General features: G+C 69.6%; 23 protein-coding genes. 8 read left to right on the top strand and 15 right to left on the bottom strand.

All coding sequences use genetic code 11. From position 1 onward, the window contains the following. The first annotated feature begins 341 nt into the window (after positions 1–341). From G7043_RS15955 to G7043_RS15970, 4 genes are read left to right on the top strand one after another with little or no spacing between them, the layout of a single operon-like run. The gene (locus G7043_RS15955) at positions 342–2,702 is read left to right on the top strand and encodes a sensor histidine kinase (RefSeq protein WP_313887903.1); all 2,361 of its coding nucleotides are present in this window, start codon (positions 342–344) and stop codon (positions 2,700–2,702) included. Between the two features lie 28 nt (positions 2,703–2,730). Then, a complete protein-coding gene (locus G7043_RS15960) occupies positions 2,731–3,171 on the top strand; it encodes a roadblock/LC7 domain-containing protein (protein ID WP_313887904.1) in 441 nt (146 codons plus the stop codon). Beyond that, entirely contained in the window at positions 3,168–3,542 is a 375-nt protein-coding gene (locus tag G7043_RS15965) for a DUF742 domain-containing protein (RefSeq protein ID WP_166046460.1), read from the top strand. Before G7043_RS15960 ends, G7043_RS15965 begins: the two co-directional genes overlap by 4 nt. Then, positions 3,523–4,134: a GTP-binding protein gene (locus tag G7043_RS15970; RefSeq protein ID WP_166046461.1), complete on the top strand. Its 612-nt coding sequence runs from the start codon at positions 3,523–3,525 to the stop codon at positions 4,132–4,134. The genes G7043_RS15965 and G7043_RS15970 overlap by 20 nt, the downstream gene beginning before the upstream one ends. Here G7043_RS15970 and G7043_RS15975 read toward each other — a convergent pair whose 3' ends face one another. The 5 genes from G7043_RS15975 to G7043_RS15995 all read right to left on the bottom strand — a co-directional run bounded on the left by G7043_RS15975 (position 4,135) and on the right by G7043_RS15995 (position 10,043). After that, the gene (locus G7043_RS15975) at positions 4,135–5,493 is read right to left on the bottom strand and encodes a tryptophanase (RefSeq protein WP_166046462.1); all 1,359 of its coding nucleotides are present in this window, start codon (positions 5,491–5,493) and stop codon (positions 4,135–4,137) included. Positions 5,494–5,504: 11 nt separating this feature from the next. After that, a complete protein-coding gene (locus G7043_RS15980; RefSeq protein WP_313887905.1) occupies positions 5,505–6,599 on the bottom strand; it encodes a tryptophan dimethylallyltransferase family protein in 1,095 nt (364 codons plus the stop codon). A 353-nt stretch (positions 6,600–6,952) separates the two neighbouring features. Beyond that, complete coding sequence (locus G7043_RS15985; protein ID WP_166046464.1) at positions 6,953–7,909, bottom strand: lysyl oxidase family protein; 957 nt, start codon at positions 7,907–7,909, stop codon at positions 6,953–6,955. After that, positions 7,885–9,219 carry an NAD(P)/FAD-dependent oxidoreductase gene (locus tag G7043_RS15990; protein ID WP_166046465.1) on the bottom strand — a complete coding sequence of 445 codons (1,335 nt, stop codon included), beginning with the start codon at positions 9,217–9,219 and terminating at the stop codon, positions 7,885–7,887. The genes G7043_RS15985 and G7043_RS15990 overlap by 25 nt, the downstream gene beginning before the upstream one ends. Continuing rightward, complete coding sequence (locus G7043_RS15995) at positions 9,219–10,043, bottom strand: glycosyltransferase (protein ID WP_166046466.1); 825 nt, start codon at positions 10,041–10,043, stop codon at positions 9,219–9,221. The genes G7043_RS15990 and G7043_RS15995 overlap by 1 nt, the downstream gene beginning before the upstream one ends. A 237-nt stretch (positions 10,044–10,280) precedes the next feature. Between G7043_RS15995 and G7043_RS16000 the strand changes: the two genes are divergently transcribed. Then, entirely contained in the window at positions 10,281–11,729 is a 1,449-nt protein-coding gene (locus tag G7043_RS16000; protein ID WP_166046467.1) for a sugar transferase, read from the top strand. Further along, positions 11,711–12,946 (top strand): putative glycoside hydrolase family 15 protein, encoded by a 1,236-nt coding sequence (locus tag G7043_RS16005; protein WP_166046468.1) that lies wholly within the window; start codon positions 11,711–11,713, stop codon positions 12,944–12,946. The genes G7043_RS16000 and G7043_RS16005 overlap by 19 nt, the downstream gene beginning before the upstream one ends. On the opposite strand, the gene G7043_RS16010 is transcribed toward G7043_RS16005, so the two are convergent. From G7043_RS16010 to G7043_RS16050, 9 genes are all read right to left on the bottom strand, one after another. Further along, positions 12,927–14,024 (bottom strand): glycosyltransferase family 4 protein, encoded by a 1,098-nt coding sequence (locus tag G7043_RS16010; protein ID WP_166046469.1) that lies wholly within the window; start codon positions 14,022–14,024, stop codon positions 12,927–12,929. The two genes, G7043_RS16005 and G7043_RS16010, sit on opposite strands and share 20 nt — an antisense overlap. After that, the gene (locus G7043_RS16015) at positions 14,021–15,085 is read right to left on the bottom strand and encodes a glycosyltransferase (RefSeq protein WP_166046470.1); all 1,065 of its coding nucleotides are present in this window, start codon (positions 15,083–15,085) and stop codon (positions 14,021–14,023) included. Before G7043_RS16015 ends, G7043_RS16010 begins: the two co-directional genes overlap by 4 nt. After that, entirely contained in the window at positions 15,082–16,482 is a 1,401-nt protein-coding gene (locus G7043_RS16020; RefSeq protein WP_166046471.1) for an oligosaccharide flippase family protein, read from the bottom strand. Before G7043_RS16020 ends, G7043_RS16015 begins: the two co-directional genes overlap by 4 nt. Further along, the gene (locus tag G7043_RS16025; protein WP_313887906.1) at positions 16,479–17,729 is read right to left on the bottom strand and encodes a glycosyltransferase 87 family protein; all 1,251 of its coding nucleotides are present in this window, start codon (positions 17,727–17,729) and stop codon (positions 16,479–16,481) included. The genes G7043_RS16020 and G7043_RS16025 overlap by 4 nt, the downstream gene beginning before the upstream one ends. Before the next feature lie 67 nt (positions 17,730–17,796). Continuing rightward, positions 17,797–18,651: a hypothetical protein gene (locus tag G7043_RS16030; RefSeq protein ID WP_166046472.1), complete on the bottom strand. Its 855-nt coding sequence runs from the start codon at positions 18,649–18,651 to the stop codon at positions 17,797–17,799. Then, positions 18,648–19,682: a glycosyltransferase gene (locus G7043_RS16035; protein ID WP_166046473.1), complete on the bottom strand. Its 1,035-nt coding sequence runs from the start codon at positions 19,680–19,682 to the stop codon at positions 18,648–18,650. Before G7043_RS16035 ends, G7043_RS16030 begins: the two co-directional genes overlap by 4 nt. Continuing rightward, positions 19,664–20,911 carry an O-antigen ligase family protein gene (locus tag G7043_RS16040; protein WP_166046474.1) on the bottom strand — a complete coding sequence of 416 codons (1,248 nt, stop codon included), beginning with the start codon at positions 20,909–20,911 and terminating at the stop codon, positions 19,664–19,666. Before G7043_RS16040 ends, G7043_RS16035 begins: the two co-directional genes overlap by 19 nt. Then, complete coding sequence (locus G7043_RS16045; protein WP_166046475.1) at positions 20,902–21,846, bottom strand: polysaccharide deacetylase family protein; 945 nt, start codon at positions 21,844–21,846, stop codon at positions 20,902–20,904. The genes G7043_RS16040 and G7043_RS16045 overlap by 10 nt, the downstream gene beginning before the upstream one ends. Further along, the gene (locus G7043_RS16050) at positions 21,843–22,664 is read right to left on the bottom strand and encodes a hypothetical protein (RefSeq protein ID WP_166046476.1); all 822 of its coding nucleotides are present in this window, start codon (positions 22,662–22,664) and stop codon (positions 21,843–21,845) included. Before G7043_RS16050 ends, G7043_RS16045 begins: the two co-directional genes overlap by 4 nt. 93 nt (positions 22,665–22,757) lie before the next feature. On the opposite strand from G7043_RS16050, the gene wecB reads away from it, so the two are divergent. Both wecB and G7043_RS16060 read left to right on the top strand, forming a co-directional pair. Continuing rightward, entirely contained in the window at positions 22,758–23,873 is a 1,116-nt protein-coding gene (gene wecB / locus G7043_RS16055; RefSeq protein WP_166046477.1) for a non-hydrolyzing UDP-N-acetylglucosamine 2-epimerase, read from the top strand. An 80-nt stretch (positions 23,874–23,953) separates the two neighbouring features. Further along, entirely contained in the window at positions 23,954–25,291 is a 1,338-nt protein-coding gene (locus G7043_RS16060) for a serine/threonine-protein kinase (protein ID WP_166046478.1), read from the top strand. 1 nt (position 25,292) lies between these two features. Here the strand turns inward: G7043_RS16060 and map are convergent, their stop codons facing one another. Further along, positions 25,293–26,108: a type I methionyl aminopeptidase gene (map, locus tag G7043_RS16065; protein WP_166046479.1), complete on the bottom strand. Its 816-nt coding sequence runs from the start codon at positions 26,106–26,108 to the stop codon at positions 25,293–25,295. Positions 26,109–26,150: the final 42 nt, after the last annotated feature.

Genomic DNA, 26,150 nt, shown 5'->3' on the forward strand with positions numbered 1-26,150 from the left:
TGGCCGCGATTAACTCCGCGTTTGTCGAGTTCGATGGGAGAAAGCCCAGCTGGGCATCGTCCGTGCCCGAACAAGCATCGGTGACCGTTCTACCTGCGAGAGCGTGCCCACACAGGACAAGCGCAGGTCACGGGATGAGACCGGAACCGACATCAGGGGGTGTTGCGGTGGTCATCCGACTGAGTAGTCTCTACGCAACCCCAAGATCATCGCCTGTTGATCGAGTTGATCTTGCAGTGCTATCTTTCCGTCGCCAATTCGGGTGGTCGTGGAGCGTTGTGAAGCTGAAGACTGCGCCTGATACGAATTACAAGACAATTCGTTCACGGCTCACTGGTGTCGTGGTCGTTCCCAGCATCGTCCTTCTGGCCATGTGGGCGCTGTTCTCGTCGTACACCGTGTTCGAGGGGCTCTACCTGCAGCTGGTCGCCTCCGGTGTGCGGGACGCGTCGATCCCGGCCGTCCAGTCGTTCGCGTCGCTGCAGAAGGAACGCGAGCTCAGCATGACCAGCCTGAGCAAGCCCGGCTCCAACGCCGCGGCGCTGGTCAAGCAGCAGCAGGACACCGACGCGGACCTCGGCAGGATGAAGGCCGCGTTCACCGAGCTCGCCTCCCAGGCGCCGCAGGAGGTCGTCGACGGGATCGGCAAGCTCAACGGGCTGCTGGACCAGCTTCCGCAGCAGCGGGCCGCGCTCGAGGCCGGCACCGCGTCCAAGCCCGAGATCTACCGCTACTACAACAGCGTGCTCGACGCCGGTGCCGCACTGTTCAACACGCAGGCCCGCATCGTGCCGGACGCGGAGACGGTGCAGGGCGCGCTGGCCGCGGTGCAGTACTTCCAGGCCGCCGACTCGATGTCGCGGGCAGGTTCGGTCGCGGCGGGCGCGCTGGCGGCGGGCAAGTTCACGCCGGAGGAGCACCGCGAGTTCGTCTACCTCGTCGGCGCGTACCGGTCGTCGCTCAACTCGATCGAGCCCTACGCCCTGCCGAACGTGCGTGAGCACTTCAAGTCGATCGTCGCCAGCGCCCAGTGGCAGCAGCTGGTGACCCTCGAGAACCGCCTGCTGCAGAACGCGGAACGGCCCATCGGGCAGTCGGTCAACGCGACCGACTGGGAGAACGCCGACCGCGCGGTGTCCGCCGAGCTGACCAAGCTGGTGCAGGAGCAGTCCGACGGTGCCGTGAACGTGGCCATGGCCAACGGCAAGAACAAGTTCACCACGGTGATGATCGGCAGTCTGATCGCGCTGATCGCGGTGATCTTGGGCATCTTCGTCGCCGTCCGGGTGTCCAGCCGCCTCGTCAACAAGGCGTTGATCGTCCGGCTCACCAGCCTGAAGAGCGACTCGCTCAAGCTCGCGCACGAACGGCTGCCGGACATCGTCGAGCGGTTGCGCGAGGGCAAGCACGTCGACGTCGCCGCCGAGGTGCCCGCGCTGGACTACGGCAACGACGAGATCGGTCAGGTGGCCGACGCGTTCAACGCCGCGCAGTACACCGCCGTCGCCGCGGCGGTGAAGGAGAGCCAGACCCGTGAAGGCGTGAACCGGGTCTTCCTCGACATCGCGCGCCGCAACCAGGGTCTGGTGCACCGCCAGCTGAAGATCCTCGACAAGCTCGAGCGCGAGGAGGAGAACCCCGACCACCTCGACGCGTTCTTCCAGCTCGACCACCTCGCCACCCGCGCGCGGCGCAACGCCGAGAACCTGATCATCCTGACCGGCGAGCAGCCGGGACGGCAGTGGCGCAAGCCCGTGCGCATGCTCGACGTCGTGCGCGCCGCGGTCGCGGAGACCGAGCAGTACGCCCGCGTGAAGGTGAACCCGGTGCCGGAGGTGGCGCTGGTCGGCGCCGCCGTCGCGGACACGATCCACCTGATCGCCGAGCTGGTCGACAACGCGACCTCGTTCTCCTCACCGCGGTCGCAGGTCGAGGTGCACAGCAGCGAGGTGCCGCAGGGTCTCGTCCTGGAGATCGAGGACCACGGTCTCGGCATCAAGCCCGACGACCGCGAGCAGCACAACAAGATGCTGGCCGCACCGCCCGACTTCGAGGCGATGCGACTGCGCGGCGAGTCCCGCCTCGGCCTGTTCGTCGTCGCCCGGCTGGCCGCCCGCCGCGGCATCCACGTCGAGCTGCGCGAGTGCCCGACCGGCGGCACGATCGCGCTGGTGCTGGTCCCGTCCGACCTGATCGTCGGCGACGCGGGCGTGGCCGACCCCGTGGAACCCGTGCAGATGCCCAAGCCGACGTTCCGGCAGCAGACGCTCGCGCAGACCGCCCTCCCGCAGGCCGAGGACGTCGTGCTCGACGCCAGGTCCACGCCGGGACTGAACGAGTTCTGGGCAGGGGGAGGAGTGGGAAACGTCCCGGACTCCCGCCGGGCCGAGGACCACGACAGCGGGAGCATCGTCGGCGTGTTGCCGGTGCCCGACCGCCAGCCCGACCGCAAGCCCGAACCGTGGCCCGCCGAAGGCCCCCGGGAAGGTGAAGCGACGCGTCAGGACACGCGGCCCGAGCTGCCTCGCCGCCGGCGGCAGCAGCACCTGGTGCCGCAGCTCGCGAACGACGACCACCGGCTCGAGCCCGACTTCACCGAGACCAACACCGAGGAACGGGCGGAACGAACCCGCGACGGCATGTCGGCCTTCCAGCAGGGCACCCGTACTGCCCGCCAGGCCGACGACGCCGTCGAACCGTGATCACACCGACGACTGAAAGGCTGCTTTCGTGGACGACGACCTGACCGGCGGGCACCCCGAGCTCAACTGGTTGCTGGACGACCTCGTCGCCAGAGTCATCGGCGCCAGGCACGCGGTGGTGCTCTCCGCGGACGGACTGCTGCTCGCCCGCTCACCCGAACTGTCCAAGGACGACTCCGACCACCTCTCGGCGATGGCGTCGGCGTTCCAGTCGCTCGCCCGCGGCACCGGCCGGCACTTCGGCGGCGGCCAGGTCCGCCAGACCATCGTCGAGATGGAACGCGCGCACCTGTTCGTCACCGCCGCCGGGCAGGGCGCCTGCCTCGCCGTCGTCGGTGAGGAGGACGCCGACATGGGCATGATCGCCTACGAGATGAACATGCTCGTGAAGCGCGTGGGCAGCTACCTGTCGTCCGCGCCGCGCACGATGGCGTCGCCGCGGATGCCCAACCCCCTCGGGTTGTCATGAGCCCGCGTTCCTCGGACTGGTGGTACGACGAGGCGGCGGGCCCGCTGGTCCGCCCCTACGCGTTGGTGAGCGGCCGCACCAGGCCGACGTGGGGCAGGCTGAACCTCGCCACCCAGGTGCGGTCGATCCGCACGTCGACCGAGACCGGCTCGCTGTCCGTCGAGCACCTCGAGATCATCAAACTGTGCCGGAAACCGTTGTCCGTGGCCGAAGTCGCCGCGTACCTGCACGCGCCGCTCGTCGTGGCGAAGGTGTTGCTGAGTGACCTGATCCAACGCGGCGACGTCATCACCAGCGATCCGTCGCGCATGGCGACCGCGCCGGACCTGAACCTACTTCAGAAGGTGCTAGATGGTGTCCGTGCAATCTGACCGTCTTGATTCTGGGCAGCCCAGAGAAGAGCTGCTCGTCCCGTCCTCGGTGAAGATCGTCGTGGCGGGTGGCTTCGGTGTGGGCAAGACGACGATGGTCGGTGCGGTCAGCGAGATCACGCCGCTGCGGACCGAGGAGCTGCTCACCGAAGCCGGCACGCAGATCGACGACCTCGCCGGCGTCGAGGGCAAGAACACCACCACGGTCGCGTTGGACTTCGGCCGCATCACGATCAACCCCGAGGTCGTGCTGTACCTGTTCGGCACGCCGGGCCAGGACCGCTTCTGGTTCATGTGGGACGAGCTGTCGTACGGGGCGATCGGCGCCGTGGTCCTGGTGGACACCCGCAGGCTCGACGGCGGGTTCGGCGCGATCGACTTCTTCGAACGCCGCGGGATCCCGTTCGTGGTGGCGGTGAACTGCTTCGAGGGCGGCCACTCCTACAGCGAGGACGAGGTGCGGCACGCGCTCGACGTCGGGGACAACGTGCCGCTGGTGCTGTGCGACGCCCGTGACCGCGAGTCGTGCAAGACGGTGCTGGCCCGCGTGATCGAGCATGCGATGAGCAAACTCGACCACGCGGTCGCCTAGTTACTTCACCTGTTCCAACCGGCAGCGGAACGGTCGCAGCATGGCGGGTGCCTCGGTGAGCCGGTAACCGGGGACCCGCTCGGGGTTCTTGGCGATCCCCGCGAGCGTCTCGGCCACGTACTCCAGGTGGCTGCGGGTGTAGACGCGGCGCGGGATCGCCAGGCGCACCAGCTCGAACGGTGCGGGCGTGATCAGCTCGCCGTCTTCGGTAATCTCTCCGAGGTAGAGCGAACCCAGTTCGGCACAACGGATTCCGCCCGCGAGGTACAGCTCCGAGGCCAGCGCGTGGCCGGTGAACCGGTGCGGCGGGATGTGCGGCAACAGCTTGCCCGCGTTGAGGTACACGGCGTGTACGCCAGTCGGCCGCACACTGTCCACTCCGGCCTGGCGCGCGCACTCGGCGAGGTACTCGGTGGCCTCCGCGCGCTCACGCAGGTACAGCGGGTCGGTGACCTCCATCAGGCCCTGCGCGCACATGTCGAGGTCGCGGCCGGAAAGTCCGCCGTAGGTGCGGAAACCCTCGGTGGCGATCAGCAGGAGCTCGCACCGCTTGGCCAGCTCGGTGTCGTTGAGGGCGAGCATCCCTCCGATGTGGACGATGCCGTCCTTCTTCAGGCTGACCACGCAGCCGTCGGCCAGCCGGAACGCCTTCTTCGCGACCTCACGCGGGCTGTGGCCGCGGTACTTCTCTTCGCGTTGCGTGACGAGCCAGGCGTTCTCGGCGAACCGGGCCGCGTCGAGGATGAACGGCACCCCGTGCTTGCGGCACAACTTGCTCGCCTTCTTGAGGTTCGCCATCGAGACGGGTTGACCGCCACCGCCGTTGTTGGTGATCGTCATGAGCACCAGGCCGACGTCGTCCGGTCCGCTCAGCGCTTCTTCGAGAGCGACGAGGTCGATGTTGCCCTTGAACGGCTCGTCGCTGTCGAGGTCCTTCGCCTCGGGGCAGGGGAGGTCGCGCACCACGCCGCCGGCGATCTCCACGTTCGCGCGGGTCGTGTCGAAGTGCGTGTTGCTGATGGAGATCTGGCCGGGCTTGAGCAACGCGGTGAACAGGATCCGTTCCGCGGCACGGCCTTGGTGCACCGGGAAGATGTGGTCGAAGCCGGTGAGCTCCTCGACCACCTCGCGGAACCGGAACCACGACCGCGCACCGGCGTAGGTCTCGTCACCGCGCATGCCGGCCGCCTGCTGCTCCGCCGAGAGGGCGCCCGTGCCGGAGTCGCTCAGCAGGTCGATCGTGACGTCGTCGGCGGTGAGGTTGAACTGGTTGTACCCGCCTTCGGCGTACCTGCGTTCCCGGTAGTCGCGGGTGGTGATGGGGATGGGCTCGACGACCTTGATCCGGTAGGGCTCCACGGCACGCCTTCCTAGCTCGACATGGCTGTTGTTCGTGGTGGTGTGACGTCGTACGCCTCCGACGACAGGTACACCGTCACTCCAGGTCGAGGTTTGCCCAGGCGCAGCGACACGTGGGCGATCAGACCGACCCCCTCGCCCAGCGGCCGGCGCACGATGCTCGCCAGCGCCAGCACGAAAGGAGTCGTGTCGAGCCCGCACCTGGTCATGATCGTGAGAACCCTCTCACACGCTTCCAGGTCGTCCTGCACGTAGTCCCGCACGGGGATGTAGAGGGAATAGCCGCTCGGCCGGTCGGTGTCGCCGGCCAGGAAGTTGTAGCTGGACATGAGCGGGCGCCGGGTGAACGGTCCCGTGCCGCCGCACGCCAGCTTGACCACGTCCGCCAGCAGACCCAGGTCCACGTCGGGTGCGGCGGAGGCCGCGCGCACCACGTCCTCGGTCTCGGCGTCGTCGTGCGACACGTAGGTCTTCACGCGCGCCCGCTGTTCGTCCATGAGGTCGAGGGCGAAGAAGGAGAACCGGTCGAGCCCCTCGCGCCGCAACGCGTGCTGGACCACGGTGGGGTAGGCCGCGCCGAGTCCGAGGCGGTCGAGTGCCGTGCTGACCAGAGTGTTCGCGTGGGCACGGCCGCGCACCTCGGGGTTGAGGTAGACCTTGATCGCGGGCGCCGCGTTCTGCTGGACGATCAGCGCGTACCAGAACGCGAAGTCCCCCTGGGGATCCGCGGGCAGGAACAGGTCGCGCACCACGTCGAGCCGCCGCAGGTCCAGCTGGTGCTGTGTGGACAGCCGGTCGAGGACGCTCAGCGCCGCGGCGAGGTTCGCCCGCCGGCCCGGCTGCTCCGCGATCGACTCGACGATCATGCGCACCGCCGGGGGTTCGTTCTGGGCCAATGCCACCGAGAACTCGACAGGCGTGTGATCGTCGGCCACGTTCGACGGCCAATAGGGGGCTGCCGAAAGCGGTCGCAAACAGCCCGGCCCTAATGCCTCACCCAGCAGTTTTGTGGATCGGTCCGCGGACTTTGCCAATCCAACGGCGCGTAATAGGTTGTGTAGTTGGCCGACGGCGAAATCGCGTAGTGAGACGTTTGCCGCACTCAAGATGGGGTGCTCCTGTTTGGCCGGGGAAACAGGTTGATCCCTGTCCTGTTGGGGTGGAATCGCGACGTGAATTCTCTCAACCCGGTACCTGGCCTGGTCAAGAGCCAGTGGGGTAGCGCGTGCACTCTCGCGCTGTGATCAATATTGCACCGCTCGGCCTATTGACTTGGTTGAAAGTTTGATGTTTGTCGGATGGAATTGCGCGACTGCCTGCACGCGTGCTATGCGTGATCGCTTTCGGTTTCGCAGAGTTAGGATTGTGTTTTTAGTGACCTGCGTGATAGGGGGTCCCGAAACGAACAACAGGGGTGCCCGCGCGGCGGGCACCCCTGTTGTTCGTGCGGTGAATTGCGCTAACCCAGCGACTCCGCGCAGCGGACCTTGCCGGGACAGCTGCGGATGAGGCGCACGGTCGGCGCGGCCTCGATCGGAGACGGCGCCGCGGTCGCGCCCCGCGGCCACTGCAGGTGGATCGCGATCGACGACGCGTTGTTGTCGTAGCTCTTCTCGAGCAGCATCCGGTCCGAGTTCACGATGTTGACCACGTCGTACACACCGGACGGTACGTGGGTCAGCTCCAGCCACTGGAAGTCGACCTCGTGCTTGTAGTCGTCACCGGACCCGACGGAGATCCCGAACATCACGTTCAGCGCCGCCGGGTTGTGGTGCTCGCACATGTGACCGTTCAGGCTCTGTGCGAGGAGACCGGTCGGACTCGCCGGGTCACCGGGCCGGTGGTCGAGCTCGTCGTCCAACTCGTAGCGGTCGCCGAGGCAGAAGCCGTTCTTCCGGTCCGTCACCACGGTTTCACCGTCGGGCTTGCGCAGCTGGAAGTGCTCGAAGCCGAGCAGGTGCCAGTGTTCGTGGGTCTCCGCCGGTTCGTAGTAGGCGCCGGCCGGGGTGTCGCGCTGCGCCTCGTCGAACGAGCGCGGGACCGATCCGTCCACACCGGACTGGATGGCCTGCCGGACCTTCATCGTCGGCTCGTTGACGCTCGACCGACGGGCGTGCAACAACAACGGGCCGTCGCCGATGTTGTCGATCGAGGTGGTGAACCGGAGGCGGACCGAGCTGATCGGGCCGCCGGAGTGCACGCACCCGCCGCGGGGCTGCGCGCTGTCGCGCACCATGCAGACGTCCCAGGCGCGGCACGTGAGCGGGTTGCCGGGGAAGCCGCCGGGGCAGCCGACGGGCGCCTGCCGGAGATCGGGCAGCAGCGGTGCCGGGTCGGCCTGGACGGCTTGGGAGGAAACGAGGGTGCCCGCGGTGATCGTGAGTGCCGCGATCACCGCGCCGATTCTGCTGACCATGCGGTGTGCTCCTGGGTCGATGGTCTCCTGATGTCGTGCAGGAGGCGGTCCGCCACCGAGTCGGCGAGCTCGACGCTCGAGTTCCAGCTCGTGACGTTCGGGTAGACGTGGGCCGTGGTGGCGAGCAGCAGCCGGGTGCCGGGCACCTCGACGGCCGGTCGCGCGGTGAGGTAGCCGAGCGGGTAGACCGGTTCGACGAACGGCGCCTTGAAGACGTGGACCTCGTCGACGTCGTCGCGGCTGAGTCCTTTGTGGAGGCTCAGCAGCTGGTCGGTCCACCTGGCGGCGATCGCGCTGTCGTCCTCGCGGTACAGCGCGGACTCGCGATCGGTGTAGTGCATGACGTACACCAGATGCCGTCCGCCGTAGAGCTCGGTGTCGGTGAGGGCGGACATCTCGATCACGCCGTCGAACTCCGTGCCCGACCGCAGCACCGGCGCCCAGTAGTGGCCAGACAACGGCTTGCGGAGGAAGAACAACGTGTTGACGACACCCTGGTAGGGCAGTCGCACGTCGGGCAGCCGCGGTGCCAGGTCGGCGTCCGCGATGGCCCGCAACGCCGGCAGCGGGACCGTGGAGACCACGTGGTCCGCCTCGATCGTCTCGCCGTCGGACAACGTGACCAGGGCGCGGTCCGGTCCGGCTTCCAGCAGGCGCACGGCGGCGTTGGTGCGGACCTCGCCGCCGCCCGCCTCGATGGCCGCGCGCAGGGCGTCGATCACGCTCTTGTAGCCGCCGCTCGGATAGCCCCGGACGGACTTGTTGCTCTCCCGGCCGAGCCGCTCCCAGAGGTACAGGGCGGGCACGTCGCCGAACGCCGAGCCGAACTTGGCGCCGAACATCGGGGCGAGCAGCAGGCTCCAGACCTCGTCCCCGTACAGGCCGCGCAACCAGTCCTCGGTGCGCATCAGGTCGAGGTCCTTGCCCTTGCCGAGCCTGCGCAGCAGCACCGAGATCACGCCGAACCGGATCCGGTTCACCAGACTCAGCGGCCGGAACCGCAGCAGGTCCAGCGCGGAGTTGAACGGGCGGTGCACGCCGTCGACGATCATGCCCATCCGGGTGGGCCGCCAGCCGACGCTCTCGCGCGCGCCGACCTCGTCCAGCAGCGCGAGCAGGGCCGAGTCGGTCGGCATCACGCAGTGGTAGAAGCGCTCGACCGAGCGGCCGCGCGAGGAGAAGAACGTGCCGAGGCCGCCGAGCTGGTCGCTCGCCTCGAGCAGCGTGACGGCCACGCCGGCGCGGACGAGCCGGTGTGCGGTGGCGAGGCCGCAGATGCCCCCGCCGATTACGACAACTCGGGGTGTCATCAGAGCTTCCGGTAGGGAACGGGCGTGAGCCGATCACGCGTGAGCAGGCGCAGGTACTGCATCAGCGTGCGGCCGAGCTTGAGCTTGCTGGGGCTGGGCTTGCGGTCGTAGCGCAGCTTCAGCGGGATCTCGGTGACCACCGGCGCGCAGTGCCGGAGCTTCATCAGGAGCTCGACCATGCAGGCGAAGCCGCGTTCCTCGACCAGCCGTTCGCCCCAGTGCGCGGCGGCCCGGTTGAGCAGGCTCACCCGGTAGGCGCGGAACCCGCTGGTGAAGTCCTGGACGCCCTCGAACCGCACCACGCGGCTGAAGACGGCGGTCGCGCCGCGGGAGAGCACCCGGCGCCACCGCGGCGCCGTCGAGTCGTCGCCGCCCTCGACGAACCGGGAGCAGATCACGACGTCCGCGCCGTTGGAGATCTCCTTGAGCAGCGCGGGAATCACGTCCGGGTCGTGGGTGTCGTCGGCGTCCATGACGATCGCGACGTCGTCGGGCGCGGCCTGCGCGAGCACCGCCCGCAGTCCTGATTGGACGGCCTGGCCGAGCCCGAGGTTCACCGGGTGGCGCACCAGCCGGACGTCGAGCCCGCGCACCCCGGCCGCGCAGTCACCGGTGCCGTCGGACGAGCCGTCGTCGACCACCCAGACCGTGATCCGGTCGGCGAGCTCGACCTCGGCGATGCGCCGCAGCAACGGCGGGAGCGCCGCCGCCTCGTTGTAGGCGGGGAGGACGACGTGGATGTCGCCGCACGTGCGGACGTCGTGCTGCACGGCCGCTGCCGGGCCCCCGGCAGAATGCCGGACGCCGTGTTCGTCGACTCTCACTCAATACCCCCCACTTCGGTGGTCCACGGTTGGTGGAGGGAATTATTGACACGGCGTGATAAAGCTTTGAGGCGGCCCTGGCAAGTTCAGGGCAGGAATTACGTCGAAACCTCACCAACCGCGTTCGTCTGGAACACCAAAGGGGGAATGTTGACACCCGAAATGATGATTTCATTGCTCAAGTTCACTCTTTCGCGCAGTTCCGCTGTAAAAACTCCTTCGATCGGATGATCTTCAATGAGGCGATTCTCGGCGGTGGCCGTTCAGACCGCACCACTGCAGGCGGACGACGTGCCGGAGGTCGGCCACCGACGACCGCCGCTGCCCCACGGCCGGCCGCGCCGGGCCCGGGACCTGCTCAGCCGGGTCAACGCGGTCGCGGTGCTGCTCGTCCTGGTCGACAGCGCCACGCTCGCGGCGGTGTGCCTGGACCGCGGGATCGGGTGGACCTGGAGCGGGGCGATCGCGGCGACCGTGCTCACGATCAGGGCGACCTGGCGGGTCTACCGCCGGCGGCTGTGGCTGTCGTGGCTGCAGGACCTGCCCCGGTCCGCGGCGAGCACCGCGCTGGCGTTCGCGCTGCTCACCGGCATCGGCCTGATCAGCTCCGCACCCGCTGACGAGGTCGTCGCGGTGCAGTGGGCGATGATCACGTTCGCGCTGGTCATCGAGCCGACCAGGTGGTGCGTGTTCGCGTTCGGCCGGTGGTGCCGCCGGCGGTTCGACCGCTGCGACCGCACGATCATCGTCGGCGCGGGCGAGGTCGGCGTGAACCTCGCCAAGACGATGCTGGAGCACCCCCAGTTCGGGCTGCGACCGGTCGCGTTCGCCGACTCCGGCCCTGATCCGGACCGCCACCACCCCGGCCTGGAGGTCGTGGACGGCGACCTGGCCGACGCGATCATCAGGCTGCGGGCGGGCACCGTGGTGCTCGCGTTCTCGCACACCCGCGACTCACCGCTGGTCGAGGCGGCCATCACGGCTCACCGACTGGGCTGCTCGACGCTCGTCGTGCCCCGGATGTACGAGCTGCACCCGGACGGTCCGGGCATCGAACGGCTGCGCAGCTACCCGCTGATGCGCCTCGGCACCGCGCCGACCAGCAGGCCCACCTGGTGGATCAAGCGCGCGGCCGACCTGCTGCTCGCGGCGGTCGCCCTGGTCGTGCTCGCGCCGGTCATCGGCCTGTGCGCGCTCGCGGTGCTGGTCGAGAGCGGCCGGCCGCTGTTCTTCCGCCAGGTCCGCGTCGGCATGGACGACCGCACGTTCGTCCTCTACAAGATCCGCAGCGTCCGCCAGTCCGGCGAGGACGACTCGCAGGTCAAGTGGTCGGTCGAGGGCGATTCCCGGGTCGGTCCGGTCGGGCGGTTCCTGCGCCGGACGTCGCTGGACGAGCTGCCCCAGTTGTGGAACGTCCTGCGCGGGGACATGTGCGTGGTGGGACCTCGGCCGGAGCGTCCCGGTTTCGTTCGCGAGTTTTCGGCAATTCACGAGCTATATTGGGCTCGCCATCGCGTTCCGACCGGCCTGACGGGGCTCGCTCAGGTCCACGGGTTGCGCGGTGACACCTCAATCGCAGACAGGTCTCGATACGACAACTACTACATCGCGAATTGGTCGTTGTGGCTGGACCTGAGGATTCTACTGATGACAGCGGGTGAGTTGTGTTGCCGCAGAAATCGCTGATCCGACGATTCACCGGTGTCGTTCTGGTGTTGTGCACGACCGCCGCCTGTTCGGTCGGCGCGGCGTCCGAGCCCATCATCACCGGCCCGGCGCCGCGGCCCCTCGCGCCCTGCGCGTGGTGGTACGGGATCGGCGACTCGCCGGCGCAGTGGGAGATCAGGGCCGCCGCCGAGCACTACGACGTCGTGGTGCTCAACGCGTGGGAGACGGCGGCCATGCGCAAGATCCACGAGCTGAACCGCAAAGTGAAGGTCCTGGTGTACAAGGACTTCTCCAGCTCCCGCAACTACTCGGGAGCTGTCGAGAGCGGCCGGGACGCCAAGTACCTGCCCACCGGGGTCGGGTTCGTCGCGGCGGAACAGCAGCATCCCGAGTGGTTCGCCCTGGACACGGCCGGGAAGCGCATCGAGTGGACCGGCTACCCGAAGCACTGGCAGATGGCCGTGTGGGACAAGGCCTACCAGCAGGCGTGGACGGACGCCGTGGTCGGTGAGGTGCTCCGCGAGGGCTGGGACGGGGTGCTGGCGGACAACGACTTCACCTCGCTCAAGTACTACTCGCCGGCCGTGCTGAAGGGCACCGCCGACGCCGCGGCGACCGACCGGCTGCTGCGCGACGGCCTCGACGGCCTGCTCGCGCTCGCGGGCGACGCCCTGGAGAAGTCCGGGAAGATGCTGGTGCCCAACGTGTCCGAGTCGCAGCTGACGCCGGGCCGGTGGTCGGCGCACTCGCGGTACGCGGGCGCGATGGAGGAGAACTTCGGTCTGCGCGGCGACGACGGCACCGGCGAGCTGATCACGTTCCAGGGCAACCAGTTCAAGGAGCAGCGCGCCCAGGCCGCGCTCGGCGAGTCGTGGCTGCTGCTGATCACGCACACGAAGACGGAGCAGGAGGAACGCGTCGGGTACGCGTCCGCCGCGCTGCTCGCGAGCCCGCACACGTGCTGGACCAGGGCGAACCCCGACTACAAGAGCCCGTACTGGTCGCTGTACCAGGACGCGCGGCTCGGTGAGGCCAGGGAGACGGCCAACCGCATGCCGTCCGGGGTGTGGACACGGCTCTTCACCGGCGGCTGGGTGGCTGTGAACCCGACGAAGGCCGCCGTGCGGCTGACCCCGCCAGCGGGCCTGTTCACGATGCGGGGCGAGCCGGCCCCGCCGGAGCTGGACCTGCCCGCCGCCGATGCCGCCGTGCTAGTCAGCTCCCTGAGGCGGTGAGCTTGCGGTACAGGTCGAGGTGACGCCGCGCGCACACCTCCGCCGTGAACCGCTCGCGTGCCCTGATCGCCAGCTTCTCGCCTGTCTCGGCGGGGTCGGGGTCGTGGAACAGGCCGCTGAGCTTCGCGGCGAGGGCGGCCACGTCGCCGGGACGCGGGCAGTCGGAGCCGGGAATGCCCAGCATGTCCGCCACACCGCCGGTGTCCGTCGCGACCACGGGTTTGCCCGCCGCCATGGCCTCCGCGACCACGAGCGGTTGCTGTTCCATTGTGGACGGCAACACCAGTGCGTCGTGCTCCAGCAGCAGCTCGGGGACGTCGGTGCGGAAGCCCAGGAACCGCACCCGGTTCGCGATTCCCCGGCGGACCGCCCTGCCCTCGGCCTGCGTCCTCAGTGGACCGTCGCCGACGACCGTGAGCGTCGCGTCCTCCGGCATCGTGGTTTCCAGCGCGTCCAACAGGGTCAGCAAACCTTTGCGCTCGACGAGCAGGCCCACGAACACCAGTTTGCGGATCGGACCTTCTGGTGGGTTCGCGGCGCCGACGTCGACGCAGTTGTCGATGTGCGTCATGCGGTGGGGCGGCACGTACAGCCGTTCGCGCAGGAACCGTCCCATCTCCCTGGCGGGCACAACGGTCCGGTGCACGACACGGGCGACGGCGGCGTCGGCGGCGAGCACGGCCCGTGTGTAGGCCGGTGGTGGTTCCGCGCCTCGCACGTTGCGGAACCACTGCTCACCCACGTCGTCCGGCACGCCGTGATAGGTGTGCGCGATCTTGGTGCCGGTGGTCGCGAGGGGCGCGCAGACCAGTCCGGCTCTCCGGTCCTGGGCGTGCACCACGTCCGGCCGCCACGCCCTGATCGCGGCGCGCGCCTGCCGCGCCGCCCGCAGGTCGCCCTTGCGGGGGACGAGGATCTCCTCCAGGTACGGGTCGACGAGCTCGGCGCCGCGCCGGGGCCGTGGGCCGAACACGCGCACGTCGGCGTCGCCGGACTTGGCGAGCGCGGCGGCCAGGCGCACCGTGACGTCCACCGGCCCGCCGCTGTCCTGGGTGAGCAGGTAGGCGATCCGTGTCATCGTCGTCCTTCCGTGGAGACCAGGTTCCGGCTGAGAGCCACGAGCTGGTCGGTCATGCGGTCGCGGTCGAAGAGGGTCTCGGCCCTGAGCCGCCCGCGTTTGCCTTCCGCGCCTGCGAGCTCGGGGTCCGCCAGCCTGAGCGCAATCGCTTGCGCCAGGGCTTTCGTGTCGTTCTTGGGCACTACTTCGCCGGCGTCGCCGAGGCTTTGCCGCACGCCTTCCACCTCGAACGCGATCACCGATCGTCCGCAGGCCATTGCTTCCAGCGGCACCAACGCCATGCCTTCGGCGCGTGAGGGCAGGACGACGACGTCTGCTTTGGCGTAGAAGTCGGCCACGGTGTCGCTGTGTCCGAGCCAGTGCACCTGTGGATGCTTGGTGGCTTGGAGCGTTGCGGCCATCGGGCCGTCACCGACGATCAGGAGTTGGGCGTCCGGCACGGCTGCCAGCACCTGCGGCCAGGCTTGGAGCAGCAGGTCCTGGCCCTTTTGGCGGGCTACCCGGCCGACGCACACCGCCGTGGGTGTGTCGTCTTCTTTGGGTTCGGGGTGCAACTGTTGGGTGTCGACGCCGTTGCAGACGACCGCGGCTGGTGCTGTCACGCCTGCGCCGCGACCGGCTTTGAGCTCGTCGTCGCTGACGCACACGAGCAGGTGGGTCCAGCGGGAGGCCAGCGCTTCCCAACGTCGGCAAACGCGGCTCAGCAGTCCTTCGGCGATGCGGAACGACCACAGGTGCGGCTGGAAGACGGTGGGGGTCTTGCCCCTGGTGACGAGCCTGCCGAGCCCGGCTTTGGAGCTGTGCAGGTGCACGAGGTCCGGTTGCAGCTTGCGGAGGGCCTTGCGCAGATCCAGGAGTTCTCGTGCGGTGCGAGGACCGGGGGAGCGGGTCGCGTGCCAGAGGTGGACCGGGATTCCGCTGGTGCGGGCTTCGTCAGCCAGCCAGCCCGGTGGACAGGCGATGGTGACCTCCCATCCCCGTTGTTGCTGGGCTTTGGCCAGTGCCAGCACCACGACAGCGACTCCGGCCTCGACCGGTTGCGTCACGTGGACGACCTTCACGCGCGCTCCTTGAGTCCGATGAGGACGGTGCGGTTCGCAGGTAGTGCGATGGCGCAGTAGGCGGCCAGCAGCAGCAGGCCGGTGGCGGCGAGACCGGCGACGGTGGTCGTGTCCGGCAGGAGTTCGCTCAAGCCCAGGCTGAGGAGCCCGCCGGCCACCACGCTCGCCGCCGTGCGGGCGAGCCGGGGGAGGGGGAACGCGAGGCCGTTGCGGGCCAGCACCAGCCAGGTCGCCGGGACCAGCAGCCACACGACCGTCAGCTGGGTGACGGCGACGGCTTCGACGCCGTGCCGGGTGGTGAACGCCAGCGCGGTCAGCAGCGTGACGAGGTGGGCGGCTTCGAGAGCGAGGTACTGGCGGGCGTGGCCGGCGGCCCTGATCACCTGGTACCAGACGTGCAGCAGGCTCAGCCCGAGTCCGTAGCCGCACAGCAGGACGAGGGTTTTCGTGGCCGACGCCCATTGCTCGCCGAGGACGACAATGCCTTGCGACAGCAGCGCGACGGTGACGTACAGGCCGCCGGTGATCACCATGGTCGCCACGGTGAAGCGGTACAACGGGAGCTCGTCGCGGCGGCCGTTGCGGATGAGGTCGGCGCAGACCGGGAACAGCACGCCACCCAGCACGACCGCGACCATGATGTACGGGACCCAGGCGATCCTGAACGCGAGCGAGTACCCGCCGACGGCTTCCGGCCCGAGCACGTGCCCGATGGCGAGGTAGTCGACGTTGATCAGCAGCACGGCGATCAACGCGCCGGGCCCCACCACCGCGATCCATCGAGCCGCTTCGGTCGCGGCTTCCTCGTCCCAGGTGGGGCGGATCCGCGCACCGGCCACGGCGGCGAGGATCGGTTGTGCCACGGCCGTGCACAGCAGACCGAGGACGAGCGCCGTGGGGCCCGTTCCGGTGGCCGCGAGCGACACGGTGGTGATGGCACCGAGCAGCATGCCGCCCGCGTCGGGGAGCATGCGCCGGCGGAAATCGAGGTTGCGGTGCATCAACGCCATCTGCACCCCGCCCGCCGCCGTGAACGGCAGGGTGAGCGCGGCGAGCCGCAACATCTGATCTGCGTCAGGCGCGCCGAGAGCCTCGGTGATCGGGCCAGCGGTGGCGATGAGCGTGGCGGCGAGCAGCGTTCCCGCCGCGATGCTCATGGTGAGCACGGTTCCCGCCGTTTTGGCCGGGTCCAGGGCGGTGCGGCTGACGATGTCGTAGACGCCCATCGCCTGGACGACCTGGCCGATGTTGACCACCGACACGACCAGCGCCACCGCGCCGAGGTCGGCCTCGGTGAGGAACAGGGCGAGCGCCAGCGTCACGACGATCTGGCTGCTCTTGCTGACCAGGTTGACCGCGAAGAGCCACAACGAGCCCCGCACCGCCACGTCCGTCATGCGGTGCGCCGGGTGAGCTTCGCCGCGAACACCGCGAGCACCAGCCAGGCCGCGACGACAGCCACTCCGTCCAGTGTGACCGCGGCTCGCGCGCTCAGGAGGGTTTTGACCGCTGTGTCGACGAAGTACAGGTGCGCGAACGGAACCAGGAGCAGCAGGGTCGCCGCGCCTGCCCACCGCCAGTGCTTCTCGTTGCGCCGGCGGTAGGTTTTGACAGCGAGCGCCGTGAGAGCCGGCACGGCGATCAGCACGTCACCCGGCTGGTGCACCAGCGCGACCACGATGCCGAGGCATGTCAACACGTCCGCCGCCGCGGATCCCTGCTCGTGCCGGTCGAGCCTGCGTGCCAGCAGCGCGGTCGCGGTGAGAACGCCGCACAGCGCCAGGAGTTCCGCCGCGGGCGGCAGCCATCCCGTGGTGCGGAAGAACACCGCCGGCAGGTCGACGCGTTGTGCGGTCATCGAGTCGACCGCGCCGTAACCGGTGTGGCTGGCCCATTCGAGGTTGCGGGAGATCACGTCGAGGAACGGGCCTGCTCCGCCGCCGCGCACGACCAGGAGCGCCGCCACGGGCAGGCTGGCCGCGGCCGCGATCCCGGTGCCCAGGAGCGCGACCTTCCGGTCACCCCGGACGAACATCAGCAGTGCCAGCGGAAGTCCGAACTGCGGCTTCAGCCAGGCCAGTGCCAGTGCGGCCGACGCCCAGCCGGGGTTCTTCGTGCGCAACAGCAACGCCCCGGCCGCGCCGACCGCGATCAGCGGGTTGACCTGCCCGACGTACAGCTGTGCCTTGCCGACCTGACTGGTCACCAGCAGCGTGCTGATCACGACGGTTCCGGCGACGAGCGGCAGTCGTGCCCTGGTCGAGGCCATGACGGCGAGGGCGATCAGCAGCACCAGGCAGGCCAGCGCGAACGCCACCGCGCCGACCCGGTAGTCCGGCAGCGCGAACGGCAGGTGCAGCACCAGGTGGTAGGGCTGGTAGAGGTTGAAGTTCTGGCGCACCGGCCAGTGCGCGAACATCACGGCCGGGTCGTACGGGTTGCCACCGTTGAGAAACTCGCGGATGGGGACGTAGAGCGCGTCGCGGAAGTCCTGCATGCGCTCTTCTGGCAGGTTCGCCTCGGTGGGGAGCGGGGTCTCCCACGACGGCTTCAGGGCGCGGACGGCACTGATGGTGCCGGCGAGGGCGGTCAGGGCGACGAGGCCGGTCTTGACGAGACCCGCGCGGTTGGTCGTGGTGATCACGCCGCCACCTCCACCGGGTTCGACGCGACGGTTGGAGGCGTTGCGAGATCGGAAAGCACCGCGGTGATCATGCAAGCACCACCGCCACCACCACAGAAGACGCCGGCAGCACCGCGAGAGCCGTCGCGAGGTCGTTGCGCCGCTCGCGGTCGTTCGCCGCCACCGCGATCACCGCCGTGCCGTCCGCGGGCTCGGAAGCCTTGTCGGGCAACGTCCGCGCCAGTTCCTCCGCGCGCTCAGCCAGTTCCGGGCTGACCGGCAGCACCCGCACCGGACGTGCCGCCGCCGCGCACAACGCCGTGAGCCGTTCCATCAACGCGGGGTCGTCGTCATGTGCGACGACGACGGGGTGACCGATGCCCGCGGTCGCGAGGGCGGCGCGGACCGGGTTGCCGCGCAGGCGTCGCAGGGCGAACATGGCCACTCCCGCGATCACCGCGGCGACCAGCGCGAGACCGGAGGCCAGACGCCAGTCCGGCTTCACCGACGTGGTCTCGGGGCGGGGGTCGACCAGGCGGAAGCGTGCGGCGGGGGCGAGCAGGTCGGCGTCGATCACGGCCCTGGCGACCGCGGTGACCGCCGCGGCGGCGTGGTCGGCCGAGTCGGCGCGCACGGAGATGCGGGCCACGCCGGACGCGGGGACCAGTTCGACGGCGATGGCGTCGGCCAGGCGGTCCGGTGTGGTGCCGGCTGCTTCGGCGGCCGCGTCCAGAACCGAGGGGCTGCGGACCAGTTGCACCACGGCCGGCGCGGCCAGGGAGGTGACCTCGCCGAACTGGGCACTGTCCGGTGTGGACGGTGTGGCCAGCAGGGCCAGCCTGCCTTCGCTCTCGGCGCCGCGCAGCGACACCGCCAGCAGCACGAGCGCACCGACCGCGATGGCGGCCAGCACGCCTTCCAGAACGGCTCTGGAAACCTTCATCGTCCCTCCAGGACGGTACGGAGGAGTTCGTCGTAGGACTTCATCAACGCGTGCGCGTCAGCCGAGCCGTCGTGCGAGGTGGCTACCGCGCGGGCGACCGGCGAATAGAGCAAGCCGCGCAATGCTTTTGCCGCCGAAGCGGGGTCGCGGCGCGGAACCAGGACGCCGCCGCCACCGGACAGCACCTCCCGCACGCCGTCCACGTCGGTCGCGACGATCGGGCGTTCCGCGGCCAGCGACTCGAGCAGCGCGATCGGCATGCCCTCCCAGTCGCTGGTGAGCACGGTGACGTCCGCCGCCTCCAGGAGATCGCGAACGTCGGTGCGGGTCCCCAGGAACCGGACCCTGGCAGGCTTGCGGGCTTCCAGCTCCGCCCGCAGGCCGCCGTCGCCGGCCAGCCACAGCTCGGCGTCGCCGGGAACCTGCGCCCACGCGTCGAGGAGCACGTCGTGACGCTTCTGCGGTTCCAGCCGGGCCGGGCACAGCGCGACGGGCACGTCCGGACCGGTTCCGAGCGCCTTCCGCACGGTCGCGCGGTCGGTCTGGGGAAGTGAGGGGAAGACCGCGTTGGGGATCACCACCACCGAGCCCAGTCCGGCGTCCAGCAACCGCGAGCCCGAAGCCGACGCGACGGCGACAACAGCGTCCGACACACGACGCAACACCCGAACGGCACCGGCGACGTCGGCCTCGGCAACCCCGTGGAACACCGTCACCAGAGGCCGCCGGGGAGCCGCGATCCGGGCGACCAGACTCGCGGACACGTTGTGCGCCAAAACGACATCGGGCCGGAACCGGCGCACCGCTCTGCGCGTCGCCCACGCCGCACGCAGCACGCCCGTTGCGGACCTGCGAGCAACGGGCACCTCGAACGTGGGCACACCGGCGGCCGCCACGGCGTCGGCGCGGAAGCCACCACCGCTCGCCACCGCCGACTCCCAGCCGACGTCGGAACCCGCGGGCGCCATGCCGGCCACGAGCGCCTCCGCACCGCCCGCCCCCATCTCGCTGATCACGTGGAGAACGCGCATCGACCCTCCTTCCGTGCCCGCACCTCGATCGCGACGGCGATCGCGACGAGCTGCCACAGGGGCAGGTAGTACTGCTCGGACAGGAAGATCGACGCGACCAGCACGGCGATCAGGGCCGCCTGCACCGCCACTGCCTCACGTCGACCAGGAACGGACCGCGACGCTCGCTCGCCTGCGACGGACACGGTCGTGACCGGCAAGGCGAGCGGCACCGCCTCATGTCGGCCGGTCGTGGCGCGCAAGGCCCGTTCGCTCGCCACGAACCCGATCGCGACCAACCCGATCAGCACCGCGAACCCCGGCAACCCCAGTTCCGCGGCCACCTCCAGGAAGAGGTTGTGCGCCACCGGGGTCTGCTCGTCGAGCTCCGCGTTGTGCGACGCCGCCGCGTACTCCTGGCGAAACCCGCCGGGCCCGACGCCGACCACCGGCGAGTCGGCCAGCATGCGCGCGGCCGCCTGCCAGCGCAGCATTCTGGTGTCGGCGTTGGTGCCGGCGATGTGGCTCTTCTCCTGGAACGCCCGCGCCAGCTCGGCCTGGGCCACCCCGGCGAACACCAGCGCCGCCACGCCCGCGACGGCGGCGGTGACGACCACCGCGCGCACCGGCAGTGCCCGCCGCGCGATCAACCACGCCAGGGCACAGGCCAGCGCGATGCCACCGCCGCGGGAGAACGTCGCCGCCGTCCCCGCCACCAGCACCGCGCCCAGCAGCAACAACACGATCCGCGATCGGCCCGGCAGCGCCACCAGCAACGGCAGCGCCCCGACCAGGAAGAACGCCAGGTCGTTGGGATCCTCCAGCGGACCGGTCGCGCGCAGCTCGCCACCGAACAGGCTGATCAACCCGCCGGCCGCCGCCACGACCGCGCCGGCGACGCACGCCGCTAGCAAGGCTCGTACCGGGACCTCGCGCGCGGCCACGTCGGCGAGCACCACCGTGATCACCAGGAACGGCAGCCAGCGCACCAGGTATTCGAGCGTGAACGGCTCGGCCACGTGGATCGCGGACGTGGTGAGCAGCACCACCGCCAGCAACGCCAGCAGCAGGTGCAACGGGTGCGGCGCGGGCAATCTCCGGTGGCGCACCAGCGAAATCAGCCACACGGCGATCAACGCGGCGGGCACGGCCTTGGCCAGCTGACCGTGCACCTGCAGCAGATAACCCTCCAGCGGGGCCAGCGCCACCGTCGCGCAGGCGAGCACGCGCAGCAGGGAGGTCAGCCACATGCGACGGGATCCCGTTCGCGCAGACCGGAAACCGCCACGCGCGCGACGTGCTCGCCGGTGCCGACCACGTCGAAGTGCTTGCGCAGCAGGGACAACACCCACTCCAGCAGCGCGATCTTCTCGGCGCCGGGCACCGCCATGCCGGGGAAGAACTCCATGCCGGGCGCCTCGGCGGCCGTCAGCACGTCGGTCGGGTGCAGCAGCAGTGACGGGGACACGTTCCTGAGCAGGCACAACCGCAATGCCGCGCGGAAGTACCCGCGCGCCAGCCGTGGCGAGATCTGGTGGAGTTGCAACAGGTACGCGCCGTGGATCGGCACTCTGAGCAATGGCATGGTGGTCACCGGCAACTCGACCAAACCGTTGGCACGCCAGCGATACGCCTTGTTCGGCGCGCGCACCCGGCCGAACCCGCCGAACAGGTCCTCGCCGCCGTCGGTCGAGCCTGCCGTCCGGTTGTGGTACGCGCGGGCGAGCGGTCCGATCCACGTCGGCAGCACGCTCGCGTCGTAGCGGTATCCGCGCCGGCCCAACAGGTCGAGCAGCTGCGGCGTGACGCTGTAACCAGGACCGCGGAACCCGACGGGTCGCGGTGCGCCGGCGGCGACGATCGCTTCTTCCGCGCGCACGATCTCGGCTTCGAGCTCGGTGTCGGAGTACCTGTGCAGCCACGGCTCGTGCCGGAACGAGTGGTTTGCCACCTCGTGCCCGGCGGCGGTGATCGCCGCGACGGCCGCGGCGCCGTCGTCGCGTTCCGCGTCCGCGCCGACGACGAAAACCGTTGTGGTCAACCGCTGTTCGCCGAAGACGTCCAGCAACCGGGGCACGGCGGACGGCAGGAAGCTCGGCCGGTGCTCCCAACGCGGGTCGCCGTGCGTCTTCAGGTACGCCCAGAGGTTGTCGAGGTCCAGCGACACGCTGGCGACGGGCTTCACCGGTCCGCCGTCACGAGCTCAGGTGCGGGCTTGGACACGCGGCCGAGCACCAGCACGCCGCTCACCACCAGCAGCACGCCCAGCCCGACCCACCACTCGCGGCCCGGCGCGATCCGGTCACCCATCAGCGCGAGACCCGCGACCGAGCTGATCACCACGGTCGTCGCGTCCATCGACGCCACCGCGGACGTGGCCGAACCCCGCTGCAACGCCGTGGCCAGACAGGCCTGCCCGACGAACGCCGCGATCACCATCACCCAGGTCAGCGGGTGCAGCACCAGTTCCAGCAACGGCTTTCCGGACACCGTCCGCGCGGCCACGGCCACCACGGCATAGGCGATGCCGGCCAGCAGCGGGACCGCGCCCCTGAACACGCGGGCCAGCGGCAGCACCGCCAGCGTCAGCAGGCCGAGCACGATCACCGCTGGCAGCAAAGGAAGTTCGTGCGCCGTGGACGGCGCCGCGGCACCCGTCAGCAACAGCAGCCCGCACGCCATCACGACCAGGACCGCGATCTCGACGCGCCGGATCCGCCAGCCCAGCAGCAGCACGCCGATCACCGCCGCCACGCCGACCGCGCACGACGACCCGGCCTGCACCAGGTAGAGCGGCAGCGACTCGCGGGCGAGGAACGCGAACAGGAATCCGCCGACCTGACCGCTGAAACCCAGCAGGTACAACCGATCCGAGGCCAGGCGCGCGAGCAGTCCCACGCCGGTGCCCGGACGTTCGTCGGCCCTGCGCGCGGCGACGGTCTGGGCGACTATCCCCAGCCCGTAAAGGACAGTCGACACCGCAAGAGCCAGATGACCGGACATGGGCGGGACAGTACGACACGCCTCTGCCGCAACACTTTCGAGCGATAGCCCAAGCAACGCTTTCGAGTGAATGACGGCGGCACAACGGGATCGATGAAGTACCTTGCCGCGGTGCGGGAAACCACCACCGTGACGATCGTGTGCGGCACCAGACCCGAGCTGATCAAGCTGGCACCCCTGGTCGACCACTTCGGCAGCGCGTGCACCATGATCTACACCGGTCAGCACTACGACCGCTCGATGTACTCGCTGATCCGCCGTGAGGTGCCGGAACCAGGCGCTTTCCACGAACTGGCGCTCGGCGGCCTGCGCCGCGGCGACCAGCTCGGCCGCGCGATCGCGGCGGTCGACGAGGTGTTCGCCGCGGACCGTCCGGCCGCCGTGATCGTCCAGGGCGACACGACCTCCGCGCTCGCCGGAGCGTTGGCGGCCAACGCCTGCGACGTGCCGCTGGTGCACGTGGAAGCGGGTCTGCGCAGCTACGACCGCGCGATGCCGGAGGAGCACAACCGCGTGCTCATCGACCACCTCTCCGACCTGTGCTGCGCGCCGACGTCGTTGAACCGCCACAACCTTCTCGCCGAAGGCGTCGCGGACGACCGGGTCGCGGTCACCGGCAACACCGTCGTCGAGGCGCTGGCCCACGCGTTGCCCACCGCGAAAGAAGAAGACACCGCACTGGCCGACCTGGGCCTGAAGCGCGACCGCTACGTGCTGGCGACCATCCACCGGCCGGAGAACGTCGACGACGCGCACAACCTCTCGACGATCCTGCGCGAACTCGGCGAGTTGCCGCTCCCGGTCGTGCTGCCGCTGCACCCGCGCACCGCCGGCCGGGTCGCCGCGTTCGGGCTCGACGGCCTGCTGCACGGCCTGCAGGTGATCGAACCCCAGCCGTACCGGACGTTCCTGGCCCTGGCGCACGGTTCGGCCGTGGTCGTGTCGGATTCCGGCGGGATCCAGGAGGAGGTGAGCGTGCTGAAGCGGCCCGTGGTCGTGGTGCGGCGCAGCACCGAACGCCCGGAGATCGAGGGCACGTTCGGGACGTTGGTTCCGCCTGGTCCGGGTGTGGGCGACGCGGTGTTGCCGTGGCTGGACGACGTGGAGGGTCACCGGGCGGCGTTGCGGGAGATCGCCTCGCCCTACGGCACGGGCTCGCCTTCCGCGTTGATCGCGGACGCGGTGCACGCGCTGCTCGGCGACCGGTGAGCATCGGCTTTCGTAGGCGTGTTGCGACATTCAGGTGATCGCCTGAGGCGAAGGCAGCTCGGTGCGGAATCATGTCGCGGATGCGTTCCGAGTTCAGCTTCACCGATGACGCCGGTGCGGAGTGGAGTTTCGACGAGCGTGCCGAGATCGGTGGCGGTGGCATGGGACAGGTGTTCACCGGCACCGGTGAGGACGGCACCGCCGTGGCCGTCAAGCGCGTGCGGCTGCTGCACCGAGCCGAGAAGCACGAGAGGCAGCGCGGCCGGGAAGCGGAGATCGTCGAACGGCTGATGCGGTCCGGCGGCGACACGACCAATCTGGTGCTGCCCCTCGGTTACCGTTTCCTGGACGACGATCTGCTGATCGTGATGCCGCTCGCGGACGAGTCGCTGGCCAAGACGTTGACGCGAGGTCCGTTCGGCATCGACGCGGGAGTCGACGTGGTGCGGCAGATCGCGCTGGGTCTGGTGCAGCTCGAAACGCTGAAGATCTCCCACCGCGATCTCAAACCCGGCAACGTGCTCAGGTTCGGCACGACCTGGAAGATCACCGATTTCGGGTTGTCCAGGGACCTGGCGGAGTCGACCGCGACCTACACGCTCGCCGGCGGGGGAACGCTGCCCTACATGGCTCCTGAGCTGTGGGACAGCCCGATGTCGTGGAGTCCGAAGACGGATCTGTACGCCTTGGGAGTGCTGGCCTTCGAGGTCTTCACGGGCCGCCTTCCGTTCAACGGGCCCCTGGAACGCGACCTGAAGCGTCAGCACCTGCACGAGGCGCCGCCCGCTCTCACCGGTGTCCCGTCGAAGATCGGCAGGCTCGTCGTCCGCCTCCTGCAGAAGGACCCGGCACATCGGCACCAGAACGCCAGGGCCGTGGTGGAGGTGCTCGACCGGTACCTCGAAAGCACCCGGCGCGAGCAGGACCCGCTGGCGGACGCGGCCTACGCGGTCGAGCGGCGGCTGCTGGAGGATCAGGCGGCGGGGTCGGTCGCGGCGGCGACCGAGGAGCGGAGGGCCGATCTGCGCCGCCAAGCCGTGGCGGATCTGGATGACGTGCTCGCGGACGCCTACGACGACCTGCTGGCGGCGCTTCCCGATCTGCGGATCGACCAGGAGACGCGGACGGTGGTGATGGGCGGTCTGCGGATCGTCTTCGAGACCCGCGAGCCCCTGCACCTGTCCGAGCACGACGACGGGCGCAAAGCGGTGCTGCTCGGCGTGGTTCGACGGGACGCGGCACAACGGGCGCAGGCCACCGTGTACGCGCACCTGAGCTACGGGCGGGTGGAGGAAGGCCGGATGGGATGGACCTTCACCTGGCCGGACCCGCTCGAGATCGACCGGCAGCCGCTCGACGCGGCCGCCGTGCTCGACATCGTGAGGTCCGCGGCGGAGAAGTTCGCCGCGCGGAGCTGAGCTACCGCTCCGACGCGGCCCGCTCACCGGGCGTCTGTTTGGCGAGTTCGGACTTGCGGCGGGTCAGCACCAGCGGGCCGTTCTCGGTGATCGCGACCGAGTGTTCGGAGTGGGCGGTGCGCGAGCCGTCGGCGGACCGCAGCGTCCACCCGTCCTCGTCGAAGATGATCTGGTCGGTGGTGGCGGCGAGCCACGGCTCGATCGCGATGGTCAAGCCGGGCTTGAGCTTCATGCCGTGCCCGCGCCTGCCGTTGTTCGACACGTGCGGTGCCTCGTGCATGGTGCGCCCGAGCCCGTGCCCGCCGAACTCGAGGTTGGGCGTGTAGCCGTACCGGGTGGACACCTCACCGATCGCCGCGGAGATGTCGCCGAGCTTGTTGCCGACCTGCGCGACCTCGATCGCCGCTGCCAACGCCTCCTCGGTGGCCCGGATGAGGCGCAGATCCTCCTCGCGGGCGGTGCCGACGACGATCGACACCGCGGAGTCCGCCACCCAGCCGTCGATGCTGACGGCGATGTCCATGGACAGCAGGTCGCTGTCCTGCAGGACGTAGCTCTTCGGCAGGCCGTGCAGCACCGCGTCGTTGACCGACAGGCAGATGACGTTGCGGAACGGCCCCCGGCCGAACGACGGCGAGTAGTCCCAGTAGCAGGACTCGGCGCCGCGCTCCTCGAGCATGCGGCGCGCGTGCAGTTCGAGGTCGAGCAGGTTGACGCCGACCGCGGCCACCGAGGAGAGCTCGTCGAGCACCTCGGCGATGAACTGGCCGGTGACGTGCATGCGCTCGATCTCGGCTGGGGACTTGAGTTCGATCAACGTGATCCTCCGTACGACGGTGTGCCGGTATAACTATACCGG

It is taken from the genome of Lentzea alba (assembly GCF_011067745.1).
GTDB lineage: Bacteria > Actinomycetota > Actinomycetes > Mycobacteriales > Pseudonocardiaceae > Lentzea > Lentzea alba.